Annotated in this window: 21 protein-coding genes; 7 read left to right on the forward strand and 14 right to left on the reverse strand. The window is 62.5% G+C overall.

Going from position 1 to position 21,493, the window contains the following annotated elements; translation table 11 throughout:
• Positions 1–113: 113 nt before the first annotated feature.
• Together K6M89_RS15520 and K6M89_RS15525 are read right to left on the reverse strand one after the other, a co-directional pair.
• Entirely contained in the window at positions 114–1,424 is a 1,311-nt protein-coding gene (locus tag K6M89_RS15520) for an extensin-like domain-containing protein (RefSeq protein WP_222140036.1), read from the reverse strand.
• A 151-nt stretch (positions 1,425–1,575) separates the two neighbouring features.
• On the reverse strand, positions 1,576–3,396 hold the full coding sequence (locus K6M89_RS15525; protein WP_222140037.1) for a methyl-accepting chemotaxis protein: 1,821 nt from the start codon (positions 3,394–3,396) through the stop codon (positions 1,576–1,578).
• Positions 3,397–3,707: 311 nt separating this feature from the next.
• Between K6M89_RS15525 and K6M89_RS15530 the strand changes: the two genes are divergently transcribed.
• Together K6M89_RS15530 and K6M89_RS15535 are read left to right on the forward strand one after the other, a co-directional pair.
• On the forward strand, positions 3,708–4,094 hold the full coding sequence (locus tag K6M89_RS15530; RefSeq protein ID WP_222140038.1) for an acyl-CoA thioesterase: 387 nt from the start codon (positions 3,708–3,710) through the stop codon (positions 4,092–4,094).
• 19 nt (positions 4,095–4,113) lie between these two features.
• Positions 4,114–4,701, forward strand: a complete 588-nt coding sequence (locus K6M89_RS15535) for a hypothetical protein (protein WP_222140039.1) — start codon at positions 4,114–4,116, stop codon at positions 4,699–4,701.
• 94 nt (positions 4,702–4,795) lie between these two features.
• On the opposite strand, the gene K6M89_RS15540 is transcribed toward K6M89_RS15535, so the two are convergent.
• The 3 genes from K6M89_RS15540 to K6M89_RS15550 form a co-directional block, all read right to left on the reverse strand.
• Positions 4,796–5,980 carry a DUF1501 domain-containing protein gene (locus K6M89_RS15540; RefSeq protein WP_097579871.1) on the reverse strand — a complete coding sequence of 395 codons (1,185 nt, stop codon included), beginning with the start codon at positions 5,978–5,980 and terminating at the stop codon, positions 4,796–4,798.
• 115 nt (positions 5,981–6,095) lie between these two features.
• Positions 6,096–7,607 carry a DUF1800 domain-containing protein gene (locus tag K6M89_RS15545; RefSeq protein WP_222140040.1) on the reverse strand — a complete coding sequence of 504 codons (1,512 nt, stop codon included), beginning with the start codon at positions 7,605–7,607 and terminating at the stop codon, positions 6,096–6,098.
• Between the two features lie 121 nt (positions 7,608–7,728).
• Positions 7,729–8,076 carry a DMT family protein gene (locus K6M89_RS15550; protein ID WP_127430320.1) on the reverse strand — a complete coding sequence of 116 codons (348 nt, stop codon included), beginning with the start codon at positions 8,074–8,076 and terminating at the stop codon, positions 7,729–7,731.
• A gap of 307 nt (positions 8,077–8,383) precedes the next feature.
• Here K6M89_RS15550 and K6M89_RS15555 point away from each other — a divergent pair, with 307 nt between their 5' ends.
• Positions 8,384–9,238, forward strand: a complete 855-nt coding sequence (locus K6M89_RS15555; RefSeq protein WP_313140145.1) for an RDD family protein — start codon at positions 8,384–8,386, stop codon at positions 9,236–9,238.
• A 428-nt stretch (positions 9,239–9,666) separates the two neighbouring features.
• Here K6M89_RS15555 and K6M89_RS15560 read toward each other — a convergent pair whose 3' ends face one another.
• Together K6M89_RS15560 and K6M89_RS15565 are read right to left on the reverse strand one after the other, a co-directional pair.
• The gene (locus K6M89_RS15560; protein WP_222140041.1) at positions 9,667–10,500 is read right to left on the reverse strand and encodes a class I SAM-dependent methyltransferase; all 834 of its coding nucleotides are present in this window, start codon (positions 10,498–10,500) and stop codon (positions 9,667–9,669) included.
• A gap of 121 nt (positions 10,501–10,621) precedes the next feature.
• Positions 10,622–11,503 carry an NmrA/HSCARG family protein gene (locus tag K6M89_RS15565; RefSeq protein ID WP_097579669.1) on the reverse strand — a complete coding sequence of 294 codons (882 nt, stop codon included), beginning with the start codon at positions 11,501–11,503 and terminating at the stop codon, positions 10,622–10,624.
• A 101-nt stretch (positions 11,504–11,604) separates the two neighbouring features.
• Here K6M89_RS15565 and K6M89_RS15570 point away from each other — a divergent pair, with 101 nt between their 5' ends.
• On the forward strand, positions 11,605–12,519 hold the full coding sequence (locus K6M89_RS15570; RefSeq protein WP_222140042.1) for a LysR family transcriptional regulator: 915 nt from the start codon (positions 11,605–11,607) through the stop codon (positions 12,517–12,519).
• Positions 12,520–12,578: 59 nt separating this feature from the next.
• On the opposite strand, the gene K6M89_RS15575 is transcribed toward K6M89_RS15570, so the two are convergent.
• From K6M89_RS15575 to K6M89_RS15585, 3 genes are all read right to left on the reverse strand, one after another.
• Positions 12,579–12,956 (reverse strand): response regulator, encoded by a 378-nt coding sequence (locus K6M89_RS15575; RefSeq protein WP_183837543.1) that lies wholly within the window; start codon positions 12,954–12,956, stop codon positions 12,579–12,581.
• Positions 12,957–13,131: 175 nt separating this feature from the next.
• A complete protein-coding gene (locus K6M89_RS15580) occupies positions 13,132–13,497 on the reverse strand; it encodes a DUF4087 domain-containing protein (RefSeq protein WP_222140043.1) in 366 nt (121 codons plus the stop codon).
• A 107-nt stretch (positions 13,498–13,604) separates the two neighbouring features.
• Positions 13,605–14,393 carry a DUF899 domain-containing protein gene (locus K6M89_RS15585; protein ID WP_222140044.1) on the reverse strand — a complete coding sequence of 263 codons (789 nt, stop codon included), beginning with the start codon at positions 14,391–14,393 and terminating at the stop codon, positions 13,605–13,607.
• Positions 14,394–14,674: 281 nt separating this feature from the next.
• Here K6M89_RS15585 and K6M89_RS15590 point away from each other — a divergent pair, with 281 nt between their 5' ends.
• Positions 14,675–15,445: an adenylate/guanylate cyclase domain-containing protein gene (locus K6M89_RS15590; RefSeq protein WP_222140045.1), complete on the forward strand. Its 771-nt coding sequence runs from the start codon at positions 14,675–14,677 to the stop codon at positions 15,443–15,445.
• Between the two features lie 68 nt (positions 15,446–15,513).
• Here K6M89_RS15590 and K6M89_RS15595 read toward each other — a convergent pair whose 3' ends face one another.
• From K6M89_RS15595 to K6M89_RS15610, 4 genes are all read right to left on the reverse strand, one after another.
• Positions 15,514–15,891, reverse strand: a complete 378-nt coding sequence (locus K6M89_RS15595; protein ID WP_222140046.1) for a hypothetical protein — start codon at positions 15,889–15,891, stop codon at positions 15,514–15,516.
• A 160-nt stretch (positions 15,892–16,051) separates the two neighbouring features.
• Positions 16,052–16,441, reverse strand: a complete 390-nt coding sequence (locus tag K6M89_RS15600) for a hypothetical protein (protein WP_222140047.1) — start codon at positions 16,439–16,441, stop codon at positions 16,052–16,054.
• Positions 16,442–16,586: 145 nt separating this feature from the next.
• Positions 16,587–17,030: a DUF982 domain-containing protein gene (locus K6M89_RS15605; protein ID WP_313140147.1), complete on the reverse strand. Its 444-nt coding sequence runs from the start codon at positions 17,028–17,030 to the stop codon at positions 16,587–16,589.
• 112 nt (positions 17,031–17,142) lie between these two features.
• A complete protein-coding gene (locus K6M89_RS15610) occupies positions 17,143–17,484 on the reverse strand; it encodes a lipoprotein (protein WP_222140048.1) in 342 nt (113 codons plus the stop codon).
• 219 nt (positions 17,485–17,703) lie between these two features.
• Here K6M89_RS15610 and uvrB point away from each other — a divergent pair, with 219 nt between their 5' ends.
• Both uvrB and K6M89_RS15620 read left to right on the forward strand, forming a co-directional pair.
• On the forward strand, positions 17,704–20,745 hold the full coding sequence (gene uvrB / locus K6M89_RS15615; RefSeq protein WP_222140049.1) for an excinuclease ABC subunit UvrB: 3,042 nt from the start codon (positions 17,704–17,706) through the stop codon (positions 20,743–20,745).
• A gap of 358 nt (positions 20,746–21,103) precedes the next feature.
• Positions 21,104–21,490 (forward strand): GNAT family N-acetyltransferase, encoded by a 387-nt coding sequence (locus K6M89_RS15620; protein ID WP_222140050.1) that lies wholly within the window; start codon positions 21,104–21,106, stop codon positions 21,488–21,490.
• Positions 21,491–21,493 lie beyond the last annotated feature (3 nt).

Raw genomic sequence — 21,493 nt, forward strand, 5'->3', positions numbered from 1 at the left:
CAAACGGCAATCCGCCTCGCCGATCTATAGCGCGCCCGGCGACGGGGATGAACCCTTTTCTGCCGGTGGACTTCATGCCGCGTGACTGCGCCACTGCCCCACATGCGACAAGCTCAGTCGCAATAGACCTTGCCGCTCTTACGTGAGCGCAGATCGAAGTGGAAGTGGTTCCAGTGTTCCGGGTTGCTGCCCGGCCCGAGCACAGTGTTGAAGTAGCGGCAGCTATCCGTGCGCACCGCCTTCAGCAGCCGGCCCTCGCGCAGCGAGAACAGCCCCTTCTTGCGCACGTCGATCTCATGGCCGTTCTTCAGCACGAACTTGCCGACGTCGATGGCGTTGCCGCGGGCGTGTTCCGACATCGGATTGTATCGCTGACGGCTGTTGTTCATGCGCCGGCAGGAATAGCCGCCGAGCGGCTGGATCGTTCTGATGCCGCTCCAGTAGCGGTAGCGGGCCGACGGCGCCAGCTCGTTCTTCACCCATTTGGCGAAGGCGAGCGTCACCTGGCAGTTCAGCGTCACGGCCGGCCTCACGCCGATATTGCCGGAAAGTCCCTTCAGCGATACCGGATAAGGCACCTGGCAGGCCGGTCCGTTCGAGATCGGCGGCTTTTCGTCGAAGAGCACGCCCATGCGCTTCAGTTCGCGCCGGCAGGCAAGCTCGGAAGCCGGCATGATGCTCGGGTCGACCGGTGCGGCGGGCTCGCTCATCATCGGATTGTTCGGCCGCAGCATCGCCACTTCCTCGGCCTCGTCCTCTTCAGGAACGCGGGATGGCGCCGTGACCGGACTGCCGTCGCTCCAGGTGGGCGCCCGGCTCATTTCAGCCTGTGCGGCCGGCTGCGGCACTGCCTGCGGTGCGGGCTGGCGCATCGGTTGGTTAAGCTGCGTCGGATTGTCGGTGCCGATGCCGTCAACGACCGGCTCGCTAGCGTTGCCCTCGGCGATCTGCTGCTGTTGCTCCTGCGCCAGTCCGACGACGGGCTCTGCTCCGAGCTCATCATCCATGTTGACGCCGCCGGACGGGATGGCGAGGTTTTGCGTGCCGCCCCAGTTGCTTTTCGACTGGCCGGCCGCCATCGCCTCGTCACTGTCGATCATCGGCAGTTTTCGTCCCTGCGCCCCCGGCGCGCGAGCCGCATGGCCGGTACCGGCGAGGTTCGGCGTATCGAGATAATCGACCGAACCTTGCGTGTTGCCGACCGGGGCGCCGGAAACCGGATAGGACGCTTGGCTTTCCACCGGCGCCATGCGCACGGCCGGCGCCATGCGCGCGGCACCCCGTGACGGCGAAATCGAACTGACCCTGGTGCCGTTGTCGACATTGGCCGGCGGCACGAGTCCGTCGCTGATCGAACAGGTCGTCAGCGCCGCCGACAGCAGCACGGGCAGGAAGGCTCGCCGAGGAAAGGAAACAAACGCCATACTCTTATCGCTTCCGTGGGCCGGCCGCAGAGTGACCGAAAAAACTCGGTCCAATTTTAATTAAAAACGGTGAATGAAAACTTACCGGCACAATCTGGACGCGACGGAACTGAAAAAGGCGGCTTTCGCCGCCTTCCAACTGCTGCCGAACTCACGCTGCCCGTGTGTAACGACCGTCCCGCTGCTGCTCCGCTCCGCGCAGGCGGAAATTCGCGAGCAGCGTCTTCAACTGAGTGCTTTCGTCGGCGAGCGTGCGGCTTGCCGCCGTCGTCTCCTCGACCATCGCCGCGTTCTGCTGCGTCATCTGGTCCATGTGGTTGACGGAACTGTTGATCTCGTTGAGTCCGGTCGACTGCTCGCGCGCCGCCGTCGCGATCGAGGCGACGTGATCGTTGACCTGATTGACCAAGGCCTCGATTTCCAACAGCGCATCGCCCGTCGAGCGCACCAGCGCCACTCCGCCCTCGACTTCGGTCGCCGACCGGCGGATGAGTTCCTTGATCTCCTTGGCGGCGTTGGCCGAGCGCTGCGCAAGCTCGCGCACTTCCTGGGCAACGACGGCAAAGCCGCGGCCCGCCTCGCCGGCCCGCGCCGCTTCCACGCCGGCATTCAGCGCCAGAAGATTGGTCTGGAAGGCGATTTCATCGATGACCGAGATGATCTGGTTGATGCGGCTTGAGGATTCCTCGATCCGGCCCATCGCCGTCACCGCATTGCGGACGATCTCGCCGGAGCGTCCGGCGCTCGCCTTGGTCTCGGCCACCATCTCGCGCGCCTCGTTCGCCCGCTCCGATGCCGTCTTGACAGTCGCGGTGATCTCGTCGAGGGCTGCGGCCGTCTCTTCGAGTGCCGCCGCCTGCTGTTCCGTCCGCTTCGACAGATTGCCGGTCGCTTCGCTGATATCGGAGGCGCTGTCGTTGACCACGCGGCTCGATTCGGCAATCGCATGGATGACGCCGTTCAGCGCATCGACGGCCGCATTGAAATCGTTCCTGAGCTTGGCGTAATCGTCGCCGATATCGCCGATCGCAACCGTCAGATCGCCGCCCGCAAGCTTCTCCAGGCCGACGCCGAGCGCCTGCATGGCGCGGCTCTGCCGCTCGGAAGCCGAGCGCAGACTCGCCTCGTTGCCGCGGCGTTCGTCCTCGATCTGGCGCTGCCTTTCGTCTTCACGCCCACGCAACGCGCTGCGCTCATCGACGGAATCGCGAAGCACCAGTAGCACCTTGGCCATCTGGCCCACTTCGTCGCGGCACTCGCTGCCGGCAATCTCCACCGATGCTTCTTCGGCGGCGATCGCATTCATCGCCGTCTTCAGCCGCGCGATCGGCGCCGTCACACTGCGCACGATGGCGAACGCGATCGCGATCGTCGCCAGCGCGCCGATCAGGCAAACCACGGCGGCCCACATCGCATTCTGGCGATAGAGCGCCGCAAGGTCGTCGCCATAGACGCCAGTGCCGACGATCCAGCCCCAGGGCTCGAAACCGGCGACATAGGAATATTTCAGCACCGGCTCATCGGCGCCCGGCTTCGGCCAGTAATAATCGACGAAGCCCTTGCCGTCCTTCTTCACCTTATTGACGAACTCGACGAACAGGAACTTACCGGTCGGGTCCTTCATCTGGGAGATATCGGTACCGTTCAGCGCCGGCTTGATCGGGTGCATCACCATTTTGGGATGGATGTCGTTGATCCAGAAATAGCCGTCGGCGCCGTAGCGCATCGCGCCGATCACGTCCTTGGCCGCCGTCTGCGCCTGCTCGCGGGTCATCGTGCCCGCCTGCTCCATCTTGTAATATTTGTCGAAGATGCCGAGCGCTGTCGCATCGAGCTGCGCCAGCCCTGCCTTCCGCTCCTCTTCCAGCTCGGAGTAGGAATAGTTCAGAAAGAAGACCATCGTCGCCGCGAGCACGGCAAGCGTGAAGCCGACGAGGCAATAAAGACGGGTGGAAATCTTGACGTTGCGCATGAGGTTCCCGGCGATTCTTATGAGAGATCTGTCTCATTCTGCACCACCGGAATTACTGGAGCGTAAAGCTTATTTAGAGTTGACTTAAAACAACGTCGGGAGAGGTGTTGGTTGTAAAAATCGACTCGTTGAATTGGAATGGAATTTAGATCGGCATCACCCGTTATTTTCCACAAACGATGTTATCCGGAATGTGACCGCGAACTTTGCTGTCGACTCTGGGAAAACCCCTGACACGGCTCGCGATCATGCACTAGGGTGATCTCGATGAATCGCCGGCCCCATGACCAACATCAGATGGAGAACCCTTAATGACCGATGCCGCCAAGCCGAGAGGCGAACTGACGCTGCGCACCCTCGCCATGCCCGGCGATGCCAATCCCGCCGGCGATATTTTCGGTGGCTGGGTCATGGCGCAGATGGACCTTGCATCGGGCATCCGTGCCGCCGAGCGCGCCAAGGGCCGCGTCGTCACCGCCGCCGTCAAGGAGATGGCCTTCGAACTGCCGGTCAAGATCGGCGACACGCTGTCGGTCTATACCGATATCGAGCGCGTCGGGCGCACCTCGATCACACTCATCGTCGAAGCTTGGGCGCACCGTGCCCGTTACGCCAAGATGGAAAAGGTCACCGCCGGCACCTTCATCATGGTGGCGCTCGACGAAGAGGGCAAACCGAAACAAGTCCCCGAGGAGTGACAGATCAGGGGTCGAGAGCGTGGAAACGGTCAGCTCGCCGGAGGTCTTCCTTCACATCAAGGTGGTGATGGGCATGGTCATCAGCCTTTCGCTTGCGCGGCTGCTGACCGGGCTTGCCGGCATCGTCCAGCATCCCGCCAAGGCAAAAGTCTATCCGGTCCATCTCGGCTGGGCGCTGTCCCTGTTCCTGTTCATCATTCACATCTGGTGGTGGGAATATCGCCTGCAGGCGGTCCCCGCCATCGGCTTCGGCATCTATCTCTTCCTCATCTGCTTCTGCGGCCTGTTCTTCCTGCTCTGCGCCCTGCTCTTTCCGGCATCACTTGACGAATACGGCGGCTACGAGGAATATTTCATTTCCCGTCGCAAATGGTTCTTCGGCATCCTCGGCCTGATCTACGCCGTCGACATCCTCGATACGGCGATCAAGGGACCGGAGCGCATCCTCTCGCTCGGCTGGGAATACCCCGCCCGCAACATCGCCTACATCCTCCTCTGCGCCATCGCCGCCTGGACCCCCAGCCGCCGCTTCCACACCGTCTTCGTCGTCGCCAACCTGCTCTACCAGGTGAGCTTCATCTTCCGGCTTTACGATGTATTGGAGTGAGAGCGGTCGGGCCCAGCCCGAGCAATCGATCCGGCGAATCGATTGCAGCGACGAACGCCCGGAACCCCGCTGGGGAGAAGAGGAAGCTGCCCACTCACACCTTCAAAAACTGCGACCCCTTATCGAACCCCATCCCCGGAAAGATCTTCCCGGTCAGATCACCCACACCGACATCGAACTGCCGGTAGAGCATCGCCGCCGCCACCTCCCGCACGTCGGCCGTCGGCATCAGATCGCGGTCGTCGAGCAACTGGCCGTCACCGAGCCCGGGCCACTTGCCGAGGATGCGGCCGCCGTTGATGGCGCCGCCTGATAGCAGGGCGCAGCCGCCGGTGCCGTGGTCGGTGCCGCCAGAGCCGTTCTGGCGGACGGTGCGGCCGAATTCGGTCATCGCCAGCACCACCGTCTTCGTCCAGATCTCCGGCCCGAGCGTCGTCTTCAGCGTGTTGATCGCCTGCGCCAAGTCCTGCGCCGGCCGCTTGAACTGGCCGGCCTGGCCGATATGCGTGTCCCAGCCTGAGATCGAGAAGCTGGCGATGCGGTAATCACCCTTCAGCATATTGGCGGCGAGTGCCGCCACATCGGCCACCTTTGCGCCGCGCTGGCCGTCCGGCTCAGTCATCATCGAGGCGGTATCGGCCCGCGTCGCCTCGGCAAGTGCTGCGGCAAACGGCGGATCACCGGCATAGAGCCGCGCCAGGAACTGCATCTCGTCACGCGCCGGCGCCAGGTTGGAATCCGACGCCCAGACATCGACCTCGTTCGGCCCGGAGAGGATCAGTTCCGTCGAGGTATTGACGTCGATCGCCTTGCGCGCATCGGAACGCGGAATAACGGCAAGGGCGCGGTTCAGCCAGCCGGTCCTTTCCTCGGCAACATGCTCGCCGCCTGACTCCAGCATGTCCTGCCCGTCGAAATGGCTGCGCTGGTCACGATAGGGTGTCGAGACGGCGTGCACGAAAGCAAGCTCCTTGCTCTTCCACAGCGGCAGCAGGTCCGCGGCGGCCGGGTTAAGCCCGAAATGCCCGTCAAGATCGAGAAGCCCGGTCTCGGGCGTCAGCGCCAGCGTCGGCCGGAGCGCCGCAAAGCCGGCATCGCCGTAGGGCTGCACCAGATCCAGCCCGTCCATCGCGCCGCGCAGCACGATGGTGACGAAGCGGTTATCACCAGGCATCGCCGCGAAGGTGACGGGTGTGAAGACGGGCGCGGCGGCAAGACAGCAGGCAGAGGTCAGAAAGCCGCGGCGGGAAAGCGAAATCCTGTTCATCGACAGCGTCATGGGCGGGGCCTCCTGAGCAGGTTCCGGAAAGGTGTCCAGCGGTTTTCCGGTCAGAACCTGCGACAAAACAAATGAGCTAAGCAGAGGAAGCGTTGGCTTGCCAACGAAAGTCTGCTTAGCGGCGGTTGAATTCGGGCGATGCCAGCACCAGGGTCAGCCCGCTGATCTTGTTCGGCGCCTGCGACACCACGCGGATCGTCTCGTCGCGCGCCGCATCGGCAAGCGTCGATTTCAGGAATTCGCGCGGGTCTTCGTCGCGGCCGAACTGCGCTGCGGCCCGCCTTGCCCAGGCCAGCCGCTCGGCGAGCTGGCTGCCGGTGATCCAGGCGGAAAAGCCTTCCTCGAAGCCGGCCGGGCTCGGCGGCAGCCAGGTCGGCTGGCCCATGCGCTTCAGCGCTCCCTGCCCCAGCGCCCGCGCCGTCCGGAAGGCCTTGAGACGCTTGTCCCTGGCCTCGCCGGCGGGATCCGTCGGCACCGGCGATCCGGCCATGCCGGGTGTATTCGCCGCCATGTCGCCGTCATCCGTGCCCTGCTGATTGGCGGCCAGGAAGCTGCCGACGACGCCGTTGACCGGCCCGGCATTCAGCGCCCTGAGGCCGGCAACGACATAATCGAAGGGCTGGCGCGCCTTGGCGCCTTCGTTCTGCCAGGCAGCGGGATGATCGAGCATGGCGGTGTAGACGGCGGTGAGATCGCCATCCGTCTTCTTCCAGGCCGCCGCCATGTCGGAGACCATGCCCTCGTCGGGCTGATCGGAAACGAAGTGAACCGCGAGCTTGCGGCTGATATGCGCAGCCGTCTTCGGATGAACGGCGAGGTCGTCGAGCATGTCGAGATAATCGTCGCGCGAGCGTTTGCGCCCGCCATAGCTGACGCCGAGCACCTCATGGGCGCCGGGCTCGGAAATATTCGGCCGGAAGGCGATGTCCATCTCCTTGCGGTCGATGGTAAGCCCCGTCAGCACCATGGCGGCGGCCGTCACGTCCGCCTGGGTATAGCCGCTGCCGGCGCCGAGCGTGTGCAGTTCCAGAAGTTCGCGGCCGAGATTTTCGTTCAGCCCCTTGTTGCGCTTCATGCCGCCGGCCGAATCCGGCCCGAGCGAATCCGCCTGGTCGAGATAGATCAGCATGGCGGGATGAGCAGTGGCGCTGCGCAGCAGATCGCCGAACCTGCCGGATATGAACGGCCGGATCGCCTCGGCCTCATAGAGCGGCACGATAAGGCGCATCGGCAGGCTTTTGTTGGCGCTGGTGGAGAAATGATCGGTCCAGAAGGTCGAAAGCCGCTCGTAGAAGCCGTAGGGCGACAGCACCGCCTGCATCAGCCGCAGGTTCGCGTCGTGCTGGAATTGCTGCTGCGCCTGGCGCTGCACGCCCTTGCGCATCTCGCGCCGCGCCGGATCGTCTTCCGTCGTCTTCGCCTGCTGGCGGATCTGCTTCAACTGCTCCTGCAGGCTGAGGATCGCGCGGTGACGCATGTCGGGGCCGCCAAGCGGAAAATCCGGCGTTGCCGCGGCCCCTATGGATAGCTGCCCGATCAGTTCATCCTTGCTTTGCGGCGGCGCCTCGCCCGGCCGGAATCCATAACCGAACCGGATCGCCGCCATCGTCGGAAAAGAGAGGCTCATGGCCGGTCACCTCCTGATCAATGAATAGTGATAGGCTGCCAGCCGATTGCGACGGCAATCTGTAGGAAATGCGGCGATAACGAGACATGGACGATTTGTAATCTATTGAAAAAACTACAAATTAGGCCCGAAAGATGAAGGATGCTCCGATTGCGATGAGCGCGAAGCCGATGGCGTGGTTCCAGGTCAGGTTCTCGCCGAGCCAGAAGATTGAAAAGCCGGAAAACACGATCAGCGTGATCACCTCCTGCATCGTCTTCAGCTGCGCCGTCGTATAGACCGCCGAGCCGATGCGGTTGGCCGGCACCGCGAGACAATATTCGAAGAAGGCAATGCCCCAGCTGACGACAATGGCGAGGAAGATGGCGCTGCTCTTGTGCTTGAGATGCCCGTACCAGGCAAAGGTCATGAAGATGTTGGAGGCAAACAGCATGACGACGGGCCAGACGGCTGCGGGAGAAAAGGACATGGGGTAACTCGGGGCTGTGGGAAGAACTATTGATCCAGCAGGAGGAGATCTATGCCGGCAGCCCTACCTAGCATGAAGGCGTTCGGCGACAAGTCCCGAAACGCGCGCGAGAACGGTTGCGACCTTCCGCCACCGAGAGGATGCCGATGGCCGGCAGCTCGCCCCCCGGCCTGCTTTCCGGGGCCAGAAATTGCACCGGAACTGGACTAGCAGGAGCACGATGCCTCTGTGACAAAGACCACGCATTTTCGCTACTTCATGTTGAAACGAATCGTGCTGGATCACGTAGTGTGGACATAGGGGCGACATGGACAATACACCGCAGATGCCGCAAAACATCACTTTCCCTTCCCGCTACTTCTGGCGACGCTTCGCAGCCTATATCGTCGACGTCACCATCTTTCAGGCAGCCATCCTCATTGCCGTCTACTACTTTTCCGCGACGTCCCCCCTGGACCTCCTTTTCCACGGTTGGACATCCACGCAGTGCACCGAGGCGATCCCCGATCAGCTTGCAAAACGAATTGAAGCTGGATGGCCGTTGAAAACCGGAGAAATTCGCGGCGCTGATATATGCGAGAAAACACACTTTGGTTTGGGAAAGCAAAGATATCTGCGAACAGGCGTTGCCGCAGATACGGACGGCTTGTTGTGGTCCCCGGAGCTGACCATTCGTCTTGACGCAGACAACAAGCCTGTGACCAAAACCTTGCCGGCATATCGCAGCTTGTTATCCGGCATAGCCAACACCGCGCTGATCGCCCTGGCTTTCGCCTGGTTTTCCGCGAACGGTCGCCGCACGTTCGGAAAGGCGCTCGTATTCCTGAGAGTCCAGTCCGTCGATGGAAAAACTCCAGATCTCGGCACCGCGTTTAAACGCGAAATCCTGAAATTCAGCCCGAATCTGCTTTTCAGCGCCGTCGCTTTCGCAATCTCGCTGTTTCCGATCTATCCCACGGAAGACTTCGACGCCTTGCTTCGAATGTTCCGCGAGGGATACGAGCCCTCTGACGATAGCATCGGCAAATCTTACCTTGTCTGGGGCCCTGGCGGTGACGGCATGGTGGATTTGGCCGTTCATCGTCTGGGAAGGACAGACCTTTTACGATCGAGTCTGCGCCTGCAAAGTCGTGACGACCCTAAAGGCCGACCGTCCCGATGAGGCACGGATCAAGCGAAACAGGCCGCGGATTTACCGCAGGCTAGCGCCTATTCGCCGTAGCAGGCGCCGGAATTGACGGTCGCCAGTGTTCATGATTTGGGGCGCGGCACAGACTCCTCATACTGTGGGGGCAGCCCGGCAAGGCGAAACCTCGAAGCGCGTGCCGCAACATCGCTTCTCGCATCCCTTCGCCGCCATTGCACTCGCCCTGACGCCCGCGGGGCACCTCAGGATGAGGCTCTCTGAAGCCTTGGCGCGGCATCCTCCAACGTCCCTCATGCTGAGGCGCGCAGGCCAAAGGCCGAAGCCTCGAAGCACGCCGCAACGCTGCTTCTTGCATCCATCTCACGCCCAGCACCCGCCTCGTCCTTCGAGGCCCCTGCAGGGCACCTCAGGATGAGGCTCTCTGAGGCGCTGGCGCATGCTTGCTATCTCGCGATCGTTAAACCGCTACCCTTGCCAGTCGCCACCCTGCCCCGGCATGCCCACGCCACCGACGCAAACGACCGCGGCCCATCTGGCTCGCCGGCTTCATATGCGGCTCTCATGGCAACGCCGAGCGCCTTTCGCTTCGCTGACTCGAGCCCCCAGACATACTTGCCGAGCGGCCCCTCGCCTGCGGCGATCGGCCCCCAATAGTCCTCGAAGGAGCCGTATTCCATCCGGATCAGCAGCGACGTCTCCTCGACGTCGACAAGGCCTTGGCTGACAAAACTCTGCTTCATCTCCCCCGGCCGCATCATCGGCTGGAAGCAATATTTGCGACGCAGCGGCAGCACGTCCTCGTCGAGCATGACAGCCGTGTCCCACATCATCCGCATGACCGGCATGCCGCCGTAATGGTCCCAGACGGCGGCGGCGACCACACCGCCCGGGCGCACGACACGGGCCATTTCCGAAACAGCCTTGCCCGCCTCCGGCACGAAATGCAGCACGAGCAGCGACATCGCCCTGTCGAAGCGATTATCCTCGAACGGCAGCGCGCAGGCATCGGCTTGCCGAATGGCAATGCGCGGATCGGTATTGCGCCGCATTGCCGCCTCGACGAAAACCGGCGAATAATCAATCGCAGCAATTTCTTGCAGGCTTGGCTTTTCGGCCAGCGTAAATGTCAGGCTGCCAGTGCCGCAGCCGACGTCGAGCACACGATCCCCATCCGCCAACCCGGCGAAATCGATCAGCATCGGCGCCAGCCTCTTACTCCAGCGCCCCATCAGCCGCTCATAACCATCCGCACTTTCGACATTGAAACTCGATGGCATCGAAGCCTCCCTCTTCAAGAACGATGGTCGATCGCCGCAGAGCTGAGCGATCCGTCGCCTTGGGCGAGGCGGATCCGGCTCTCCGTCGTCCCCGGTTCAGGCCGGGGCGACGGAGAGTGTATCAGGTGGCCGCCTTGCCGAGAACGCTCCAGTCGAAGCCGCGCGCCCAATCGGCATAGCTGTGCCAGCCGACATCGGGAAAATCCCGGCGCAGGGCGGCGATATCGGCGTCGTAGCCGGTGCGATCGAACCATTCGAACATCAGCGCCGCGTCCTCGCTCTGCTGCCGCATCGCGGCGATCGGCAGTTCCTGGTAGCGTATCGGCCGCTCGAGCGCCTCGGACAGGATCTTCGCCTGCTGCTCGCCAGACAATTCGTCGCCGGCAATATCGAAACGCTTGCCGAACACCTGTTCGCGCCGCTCGGCCAGTGCTGCGACGAAAGCGCCGATGTCCTTGAGGGTGATCTGCTGCAGCACGCGTGCGGGCGGCAGCGCTGCCGCATAGACGCCCTGTCGGAGCCCGTCGATCGCCCAAGGTGCCACCGTGTTTTCCATGAAGGCGACGGGCGCGCTGACCGTATAGGGGATGCCGAGGCCGGCGACATGCTTCTCGACGAGATACTTGCTGTCGAAATGCGGAATGCCGGTCTTCTTGTCGGCATCGCCGACGGAGGAATAGATCAGGTGACCGACGCCGGCGGCCTTCGCCGAATTGGCGACGGTGATGCCCTGGCGCGTTTCCGCTTCCGTCCCGGCCTCGTAGCTGTTGCCCATCAGGAACATCGTGTCGACGCCGCTTGCAGCCTTCGCCACAGATGCGCCGTCATCCAGGTCGCCGGCAACGACCTCGACCCCTGCCGCGGCCAACCGCTTTGCGCCGTCGCCGTCCGGCCTGCGTGAGATCGCCTTGACTCGGTGTCCCCGTGCGAGAAGCGCGTGCACGACCGCGCCACCCTGCTGGCCGGTGGCGCCGGTGACCAAAACGCGTCTAATGTTGCTCATCTGTCTGCTCCTTGTTTGTGACTGATGGAGCAAAGTTAGGGCCTATCACATTGAGCCATAATGGCCTATAATTGCAAAACATCGTACCATTTCAGGCTACAATGCTCGACCTCAACGATATCATGATCTTCGCCCGCGTCATTGAAGCCGGCAGCTTCACCGCTGCGGCGCGCCTGCTCGGCATGCCGAAGACAACAGTCAGCCGACGCATTGCCGCTCTCGAGCGAGAACTCGGCGTGCGCCTGCTGCAGCGCACGACCCGCAGCCTCAGCCCGACGGCTTCAGGCCGCCTCTATTACGAGGAAAGCAGCCAGGCGCTCCGCACGATCGAAGGCGCCAACCTGCGTCTTGCGGAAGCAAGGACGGAGCCCGCCGGCACGATCCGCATATCGGCGCCGGTCGGCTTCGGCGGCCACTTCCTGCAGGATGCGATCTTCGATCTTCTGGTGACCTACCCCAAGTCGAGGGTCGAGTTGCGGCTGACCGACGACAGGCTGAACCTCGTCGAAAACGGCATAGACCTCGCCTTCCGCACCGGCATCCTGGAGGATTCCACGCTGATCGCCCGCAAGCTCGGCTCTACCCATCGCGTGCTCTGCGCGAGCCCCCACTATCTCGCCCGTTGCGGCGCGCCCGATCGCCCGGCAGATCTCGTCCGCCACGACTGCGTTATCGCCGGCCAATCCACCCATGCGCAATGGCTGCTCGAAGGCCCGGAAGGACAGGAAACGGTCACGGTCTCGGGGCGCTTCGCCGCCAATGAAATGCAGGCGGTCATGGCCGCAGCGATCGCCGGCTATGGCATCGCCCGACTGCCCCATGGGGTCGCCAATGCCTTCATCAGGGATGGGCGGCTGTGCCGCGTTCTCGACGGTTACACGACTCCGGCCGGCGGCCTCTACGTCGTCTATCCCAGCAGCCGGCACCTGCCGCCTCTGGTCAAGACCTTTATCGAACTTGCCGCCAGACGGTTGAACGCGGGAGCCGGCAGCAGCGACGACTTCGCCATTATATAGCGGTAGCCCCGTCACCCTTCCTTCAGCGCCACCGTCTGGGCGCCGCCACGCTCGCGCGGTCACATGATGGCATTGCTGCCATCGAAGTCCCTGCGCAAAGCCTGCGCCCGCGAGAGCGCGCCGGCAATCCTGTCGTCGGTGAAGGGTTTGGGAATGACGTCGAGCGCGCCTTCGATACCGTTTCCGACATTCTCCGGGCTGCCGGTCACGAAGATGACGTCGACGCCATAGCGGTCGATCAGCCGGCGGGCGAGCTGGGCGCCGCTCTGGCCGTCGGCGAGGCTGAGATCGACAAGCGCGATGTCGCTTTTCGGGGCATAGGCAAGAGCCTGCTCCACCGTCGAAACCGGCCCGACCGTCTGGTGCCCGGCATCCTGCGCGATGCGTTCAAGCTCCAGAGCGATAAAACCCTCATCTTCCACGATCATGACTTTCATGAAACGTCCTCCTCCCGTTCTCGCCGGCAGGCGCACCGTCGGCCACCGAGATAACGCGGACTCACGCTCGAAGGTTTCCGTTTCCGAAGAGATGCGTCGGGAAAATGGTAACCAATTTCACAAGACCGCACGCAGCGAGGAAGCCGGGAGATGTCGGCGGGCCTTCGCTGCGTCGTCACTGATCCTTATTGAGGAACCAGCCGAGGGCGGGATCGCTCCGGCATCGGGAAAGCGGCAGTTGCCGCACGGACCGAATGCGGCTGATGCCCCCCTCGCCATCCGTGTCGACCTCCATGCAGGCACAGGCATAGCCATGGACGGCATGGGTGTAAACATATTCGCCGGTCGTCAGATCAGGAATATGATTCATTCCCTTGGCCCTGTAGCCGCTGCCGTTCTCCATGATGATCCAGCCGCCGGCGGCGTCATTGAGAGACCAGGTCGCCGTCGCCGGATTGTCCAGCCAGCCGCAGCGTTTTTCCGCCTGTGCTGCGGCAGGCACGAGAAGCATCATCAAAACAAGCGCATGCAATCTGGTCATCGGCCCCTCCGCGTCGCCGCCACTATGCACGGCCTGCGGCCAGCAGGGCAACCGTTTTGCCGGCCGTTCTCGGGTGGAGAGATCCCAGTGGTCGCAGCGGATCTTGCTCAAGGCTTCTCGTTGGCGCTCTCTGCCCGGAACGCCGCCTCGCCGGCGTCGGAAACTTCGACCCATTTCTTGTCCGGCGCCGCATCCGGAACGTAGCTGTCGTGCCAGTTCCACCATTTGTAGGTTGGCGTCTGCGGATAGCCCTCGGGTGAATCCTCCCAGACCTCCTGCCGGCCAAGCGGCGTAATGTCGAGATAGTTCCAGGTGCCGCCCATCTGTTCGTCACCCCGGTTATTGACGAAATAAGTGCGGAAGATGCGTTCGCCGTCGCGGTAGAACACATTGGTGCCGTGCCATTCGTCGACGCCGAAATCCTTGTCGAAACTGTCGATGATAGTCACCCATGGCATGCTCCATCCCATCCGCGCCTTCAGCCGCGCGATCTCGGCTTGCGGCGCGCGCGAGGCGAAGACCAGGCTCGTGTCGCGGGCGTTGAGATGGGCGACATGAGCGACCTGGTCGGCCACCATCGAGCAGCCGCGGCAGGCATGATCGGGCCAGCCGAAAACGCCGGGCTCGTAAAAGGCGCGGTAGACGATCAACTGATGCCTGCCCTCGAACAGGTCGAGCAGGCTGACCTTGCCCTCAGGCCCTTCAAAAACATAATTCTTCTCGACGGCCATCCACGGCATGCGCCGACGTTCGGCGGCGAGCGCATCACGGGCACGGGTCTGGGCCTTTTCTTTCACCAGCAGCTGCTTGCGGGCCGCCTCCCAGGCATCCGGCGATACCACCGCGGGTTTCTGCATGGACTGTCCGCCCGTTCCATTCTCGGCTGTTGCAGTCATCGCTTCGATCTCCTCATTGGGGCGATTTTCCGCGCCTCTTCATCGAACCGCGGTTCTTCGCGCATTGGTCGGACATAGTTTCGCAGCGGAATTCGAACAGTGGGAGTAACAAGTGTGACCGTATTTCCACGGCCGTCCGTTGCAGCAACGGCCCCGCGTCGGGAGTTCGGGCAATCATCGCGCGGGGATGGCAAAGCTGAGCCCGAGCCAAATGGAAGAGTTGCAAAAATTACAGGACTGACGGAAGCTTGGTGTCGGCCAGTGTGGACGGATTGTGCGATATGACGACAGAATCCACTTACGGGGAGCAGGCCAGCCACGGCAGCGCCAGGATCTGCCGTGGCTGCTGGGACCAGATGCATATGCCGATCCCCATCGGCGGCCCGCTCGCCTTGCCCTTCCGCGCCTTCGGCATCACCCGCAGCAAGATGAACCCCGATATCTGCACGATCTGCGAACGATCCTTCCAATATGTCAAAAAGCAGCGCCAGATCACTGTCGACGCCACCATCCTGTTTGCCGATATCAGGGGCTTTACCGATCTCTCGGAGCGGATCGAGGCGGTGCGCTTAAGTGAAATCGTCAGCCTCTTCCAGGATCGCTGCGCCCAGGCGATCTGGGCGCATGACGGCATCGTCAACAAACAGATGGGCGACGGCCTGATGGCGATTTTCAATTTCCCGATCATCAGGAAGGATCACGCAGCCGCAGCGATCCTGGCGGCGCAGGCGATCCAGCGAAACTGCGCCGCGGCGCTGAATAGCCTGGCGCCCGACGCCCTGCCCGGCCGCCCCCTCGGTGTCGGCGTCGGCATTCATTCCGGCGAGGTGCAGATCGGCGAATTCTCCAGCTTCCGCACCGATTTCACTGCCATCGGCGGCGTCGTCAATCAGGCCGCGAGACTTGAATCCCAGGCGGCGGCCGGCGAGATCCTCGTCTCCGCCGAAACGGCGGCAGAGGCCGCCGCGCTCATTGCCGGAGCGGAGGAGCGCACGCTGACGCTCAAAGGCATCGAGCAGCCGGTGCGTGCGCACGTGCTGGTCAAGCGCTGAGCGATCTGCCCCGGCCGACCCCGCAGCGATCTTTGATGCTGACCACGTCCAAGGGAAGGTGCTCGGCCTCAGTACTTCGTGTACCGCAACTCCGGAAAATCATAATAACGCAGCCGTTTATCATGGCAGCGATAGTCGTTCTTTCTCAGGTGCAATATCATGTCGTGTTGCAACCCCAGTCCGATGTAGGACCAGTTCGGATCGCTGCGTTCCGTCGTACGCGTGCAATAAGCATAAATCTGCTTTTTTGGATTCAGCAGAACGACGCTTGAAATCTCAGCCTTTATGAAGTTCCCCGGCTTAATGGTTCCCCTCAGAGCATCGACGTACTCGCGTCGAACTGCGTTGGAAGGCGGCCGCTGGGAATCGGCAATCGATTGCGGCGCCGGCGTCTGGCAGCTGCCCAGTGCCGGCAGGGCAGCGCAGACAAGGTATTTATTTTTCATTCGGCTTGGATCTTTCTCTGCCAGAATTCATGGATCGAGCTTTCCGCATGGCGACCACTGCAGGCAACAAAGTCACTCTCTGTGCTTGTAGGCTCTGCCTGCGAGCTGTGTACCTCAGCGTGAGAGAGTTTGGAGAAAGCCGCGCCGCCGTCGCCCCGCGTCAGGTCTTCATGCCGTTCATCTCAGGAAACGGGTAGTAACGCAGCCGCTTGTCGTGGCAGCGATCGTCATTCACCGTTGCGCCCAGCACTTTGCCCTCTGTGAATGAGACGCCAAGATAGGCCCAGTCTCCCCAACCGTGCTTTGGCACGATCCGTACACAATACGCATAAATCTGTTTTTCGGGGTCGAGCAGAACCACACTGGAAATGCGCGCCCAGACGACTTCTCCTGCTTCGTGTCTATAAGTTCTCTTGAACACAATATTGATGAAGTTCTGCCGGACTTCATTCGAGGGCGGACGCTGCGAATCTGCAACGGATTGCGAGACCGGAGCATTGCAGCCGGCAAGCGCCAGCAGGGCAGCGCCAACAAAAATTTTCAATCTCATTCAGTAATATCTCCCAAGAATCAAACCGTATATACGCTGCGATCTCCACAAACACAGCGCGAACAATATTTGCAATACATCAAAGGAAACTTTGTCGATTGGCGGAATGCCACCTGTCCGGATCCAGACCGCACATCGGCTCGCTTTACATCGGCGGGCTCAAAGCCGAGATACCGCCGCCATCTTCATCATCATTGATCGGAACACCGGCTTCCAGCGCCGCCAGGATAAAAGCCTGCCGCACCGTCTCGGCCGGCATGCGGCCCGCAAGCCAGGCACGGCAGAAATCAATCGCCCTCTGCTGATGGACACCGCCGTTGACCGGCCAGTCGGAGACCAGTGCATAAAGCGCATCCTGCGGTGAGCGGAGAACCAGCCGTTCGCCGGTATCAAGATCGATCGAAATCGGTTTCTTCCAGAAGGCGGAATGGTCGTTAATGGCAGTGGCACCTGAGGCTGGGTCGACAGGACAGTAACTGCCAAGGGCCGTTTCCAGTTCCGGTACGACACGCGACCGTGAACGGCAGGCCTCGCCGGCGTCCTTTGGAAGAGCCGGCTTACAAAGCCTGCCATGCCGGCCGGACGCCACAAGGAGCCGCTGGTTGTTGCCCTGACCCGGGAGCTGCGAGCAGCAGAATCGTCATCGATGGCCAACGCCCGAATTTGGTCGGTCCGACCTCCGTCGCCACGACGACGCGCCGTCAGCCGGGCAACTTGCAGCCCTTGCTCATGCCGGCGGACTGCATGGCGGAAACCTTGCCTTTTGAGGCGGCAATTTCGCCTTCCTTGTCTCCTCCGGCAACGCTACCGATCGGGACGCCGACGAGAAAGACGCCGAAGGCATCGCCATTCGCCGCACTGATCTGCTGCTTCGACAAATCGTCCAGCTTGGCGCGCTCCTTCTTGAATTCACCAGCGAGAGCTTCGCAGCTGAGGTTCGTATAAGCCGCCATTGGAATATCGACCTGAACGATGGCGTCAGGACGTTTGGCACAGCCGGCGAGCGCCGCCGTCGCCGCGAATGCGATAATGATCTTTTTCATGAATAGTCCCCAATTCCCGCAATAGCTGTAACATTGCCACGCGCAATGCGGGAGACGACCCGCTGTTCAACCACAGACTTTTTATTTACCCAATCGAGGACCGATGCCGGCTCTTGCTGGCCGCGCCTCAACATTGTTCACCAATCCGAACGATTCATTCGTTTCCCTTTTGTACCCTTCCCTCTTCCCTTTCGCGCTGACTCTCTCCATATTCCCGCCATGGCCAAATCTCCGAAGAAATCCCCCGCCCCGAATGGCTTCGAGGAAGCCCCGCAATCGTCCTTTGAAGGCGCCCCGCTTTCAGGCTCGGTTGCCGATTGGGTGAAGCAGCTCGAGGCGGATGCGGAAGCATCGGGCGTCGAGAGCCAGCGCGACATTGCTTCCAAGGCGGGCAAGCATCGCAAGGCGGTGGAAAACGCGGCGCGCAAGCATTCCGAAGCCGTCAGCGTCAACAAGAAGGCGACGGTGGGCAAGACCGCCCGCGGTGTTTCGATCGGCGGATCCAGCGATCCGAAGACGCGTGCCGCTGCCGGGCTCAACCCGGTCGCCGGCCTCGATATCTCGCTGGAGGATGCCGGCAACATCTCGCCCGGCGGAGTCACCGCCACCGTCGAGGCGCTGTCGAAGCTGATCGAGAGCGGCAATCCGCTGCACAAGAACGGCAAGATCTGGACGCCTCACCGCCCTGCCCGGCCGGACAAATCCGAAGGCGGCATCGCCATCCGCATGCAGTCGGATTACGAGCCGGCCGGCGACCAGCCGACCGCGATTCGCGATCTCGTCGAGGGGCTGGAGAATGGCGACCGCAGCCAGGTGCTGCTCGGCGTCACCGGCTCCGGCAAGACCTTCACCATGGCCAAGGTGATCGAGGCGACGCAGCGCCCGGCCGTCATCCTGGCGCCGAACAAGACGCTGGCCGCCCAGCTCTATTCCGAGTTCAAGAACTTCTTCCCCGACAATGCGGTGGAATATTTCGTTTCCTACTACGATTATTACCAGCCGGAAGCCTATGTGCCGCGCTCCGACACCTATATCGAGAAGGAAAGTTCGATCAACGAGCAGATCGACCGCATGCGCCACTCGGCGACGCGCTCGCTGCTCGAACGCGACGACTGCATCATCGTCGCCTCGGTCTCCTGCATCTACGGTATCGGCTCGGTCGAGACCTATACGGCGATGACATTCCAGATGTCGGTCGGCGACCGGCTGGACCAGCGCCAGTTGCTGGCCGATCTCGTCGCCCAGCAATACAAACGCCGCGACATGGATTTCACGCGCGGTTCTTTCCGTGTGCGCGGCGACACGATCGAACTCTTTCCCGCCCACCTTGAGGATGCCGCCTGGCGCATCTCGATGTTCGGCGACGAGATCGACGCCATTACCGAGTTCGATCCGCTCACCGGCCAGAAGGTCGGCGATCTGAAATCGGTGAAAATCTACGCCAATTCGCACTATGTGACGCCGCGCCCGACGCTGAACGGCGCCATCAAATCGATCAAGGAAGAGCTCCGCCTTCGTCTCGCCGAGCTGGAAAAGGCCGGCCGCCTGCTGGAGGCCCAGCGCCTGGAGCAGCGCACCCGCTACGATATCGAGATGCTGGAAGCGACCGGCTCCTGCCAGGGCATCGAGAACTATTCGCGTTATCTCACCGGCCGCGACCCCGGCGATCCGCCGCCGACCCTCTTCGAATACATTCCCGACAATGCCCTCGTCTTTATCGACGAAAGCCATGTCACCGTGCCGCAGATCGGCGGCATGTACCGCGGCGACTTCCGCCGCAAGGCGACGCTGGCCGAATACGGCTTCCGCCTGCCCTCCTGCATGGACAACCGGCCGCTGCGCTTCGAGGAATGGGACGCCATGCGCCCCGACACTATCGCCGTCTCGGCCACCCCCGGCGCCTGGGAGATGGAACAGTCCGGCGGCGTCTTCGCCGAGCAAGTGATCCGCCCGACCGGCCTGATCGACCCGCCGGTCGAGGTCCGCTCGGCCCGCACCCAGGTCGACGACGTGCTCGGCGAGATCCGCGAAACCGCCGCCAAGGGCTACCGCACGCTGTGCACCGTGCTGACCAAGCGCATGGCCGAGGACCTGACCGAATATCTGCATGAGCAGGGCGTGCGCGTGCGCTACATGCACTCCGACATCGACACGTTGGAGCGCATCGAGATCATCCGCGACCTCCGCCTCGGCGCCTTCGACGTGCTCGTCGGCATCAACCTCTTGCGCGAAGGCCTCGACATTCCCGAATGCGGCTTCGTCGCCATCCTCGACGCCGACAAGGAAGGTTTTCTGCGCTCCGAGACCTCGCTGATCCAGACCATCGGCCGCGCCGCCCGTAACGTCGACGGCAAAGTCATCCTCTATGCCGATCAAGTGACCGGCTCCATGCAGCGCGCCATGGACGAAACCGCCCGCCGCCGCGAAAAGCAGATGGCCTATAACCTCGAAAACGGCATCACGCCGGAATCGGTCAAGGCCAAGATCTCCGACATCCTAGACAGCGTCTACGAACGCGACCACGTCCGCGCCGATATCTCCGGCGTCTCGGGCAAAGGCTTCGCCGACGGCGGCAACCTGGTCGGCAACAACCTGCAGACCCATCTCAATGCGCTCGAAAAAAGCATGCGCGACGCCGCCGCCGACCTCGACTTCGAAAAAGCCGCCCGCCTGCGCGACGAAATCAAACGCCTCAAGGCCGCCGAGCTGGCGGTCATGGACGATCCGATGGCGCGCGAAGAATCGAAGGCAATGGAAGGTATCAAGCGGAACGCCAAGGCCACCCGCGAGTCCCTTCTCCCGGCCGGGGGTCCGGAGGACGGGTCGAGACAAGCGGCTCGACCCCGGTCGGTGCCCGAGAGGGCGGATGAGGGGGCGACATCCTCCTACTTCTCCAGGCCCTCGCTCGACGACATGGGCCCAGGCACCGACACGACCACGCCCCTCTTCCGCAAACCCCATCTCGACGAAATGGGCCGCGACCCCACCACCCCTGCCGGCAAGAGCCTCTTCCGCAAGAACGACCTCGACGAGATGACGGTCGGCCGCACGGAGAAGCCGGTGACCGGCCGCGTGCCGGAAAAGCCGGAGGCCTCAAAGGGCACAAAGCACTTCTCGCCATTGCTTGAAGGCCAGCCGGAACGCGATGACGGCGTGCGGCCGGTGGTGCGTGGACGCGTCGGCGCCGGGAGCTACGAGGAGCCGGGCGAGCAGAAGCGCAAGGGGCGTACGAGGGGGAAGACCGGGCGGCCGGGGCGGTGAACTTCAACGTTAAAAGCGCACCGTGATCTCGGCAAATTTCTTTGCTCCTGAAAGACTGGCGACGCCTTCCTCGGCCGCCGCCCCACTCCTCCGTCATTCCTCTGCTTGTCGCAGGAATCCAGTGCGCCTAAGTCCTTGGGCGCGGGAGACTCCTTTTCAGTGGGAGTGTCATTCACGGCGCGGACGCGCCGTGGCTGGATTCCTGTGACAAGCACAGGAATGACGGAGGAGAAGTGACCCGACTCATGTCAAGGCAGAGAGGGAGTTTGCCCGCCGCAGAGATGAAACCTATTGCGAAGTGACCGCAATCGGCAGAAAAACCCAGCAAGCGCCGCGACAAACGAACCGGTTCCTACCCATGCCCGACCTCCGCATTGACCCCTTCCCCTCGACCGCCGAACTCACCACACTCTGGTACGCCGCCTGGAACACATCGGAAGCACCTGACTTCACCAGTATCCTGCCCCGCAGCCTCGCCCATATCGGCGCCTATCACGACGGCAGGCTCGTCGGCTTCGTCAACGTCGCCTGGGACGGCGGCATTCATGCCTTCCTTCTCGACACCTGCGTTCACCCCGACATGCGCCGGCAGGGCATCGCCACGCAACTGGTCAGGGAAGCCACGCGGATTGCCCGCGAGCGCGGCGCCGAATGGCTGCATGTCGATTTCGAGCCGCACCTGACCTCCTTCTATCGCACCTGCGGCTTCCGTCCGACCGAAGCCGGCCTCATCAAGCTGGCCTAGCCT

Source organism: Rhizobium croatiense (assembly GCF_019793465.1).
GTDB classification, from domain to species: Bacteria; Pseudomonadota; Alphaproteobacteria; order Rhizobiales; family Rhizobiaceae; genus Rhizobium; species Rhizobium croatiense.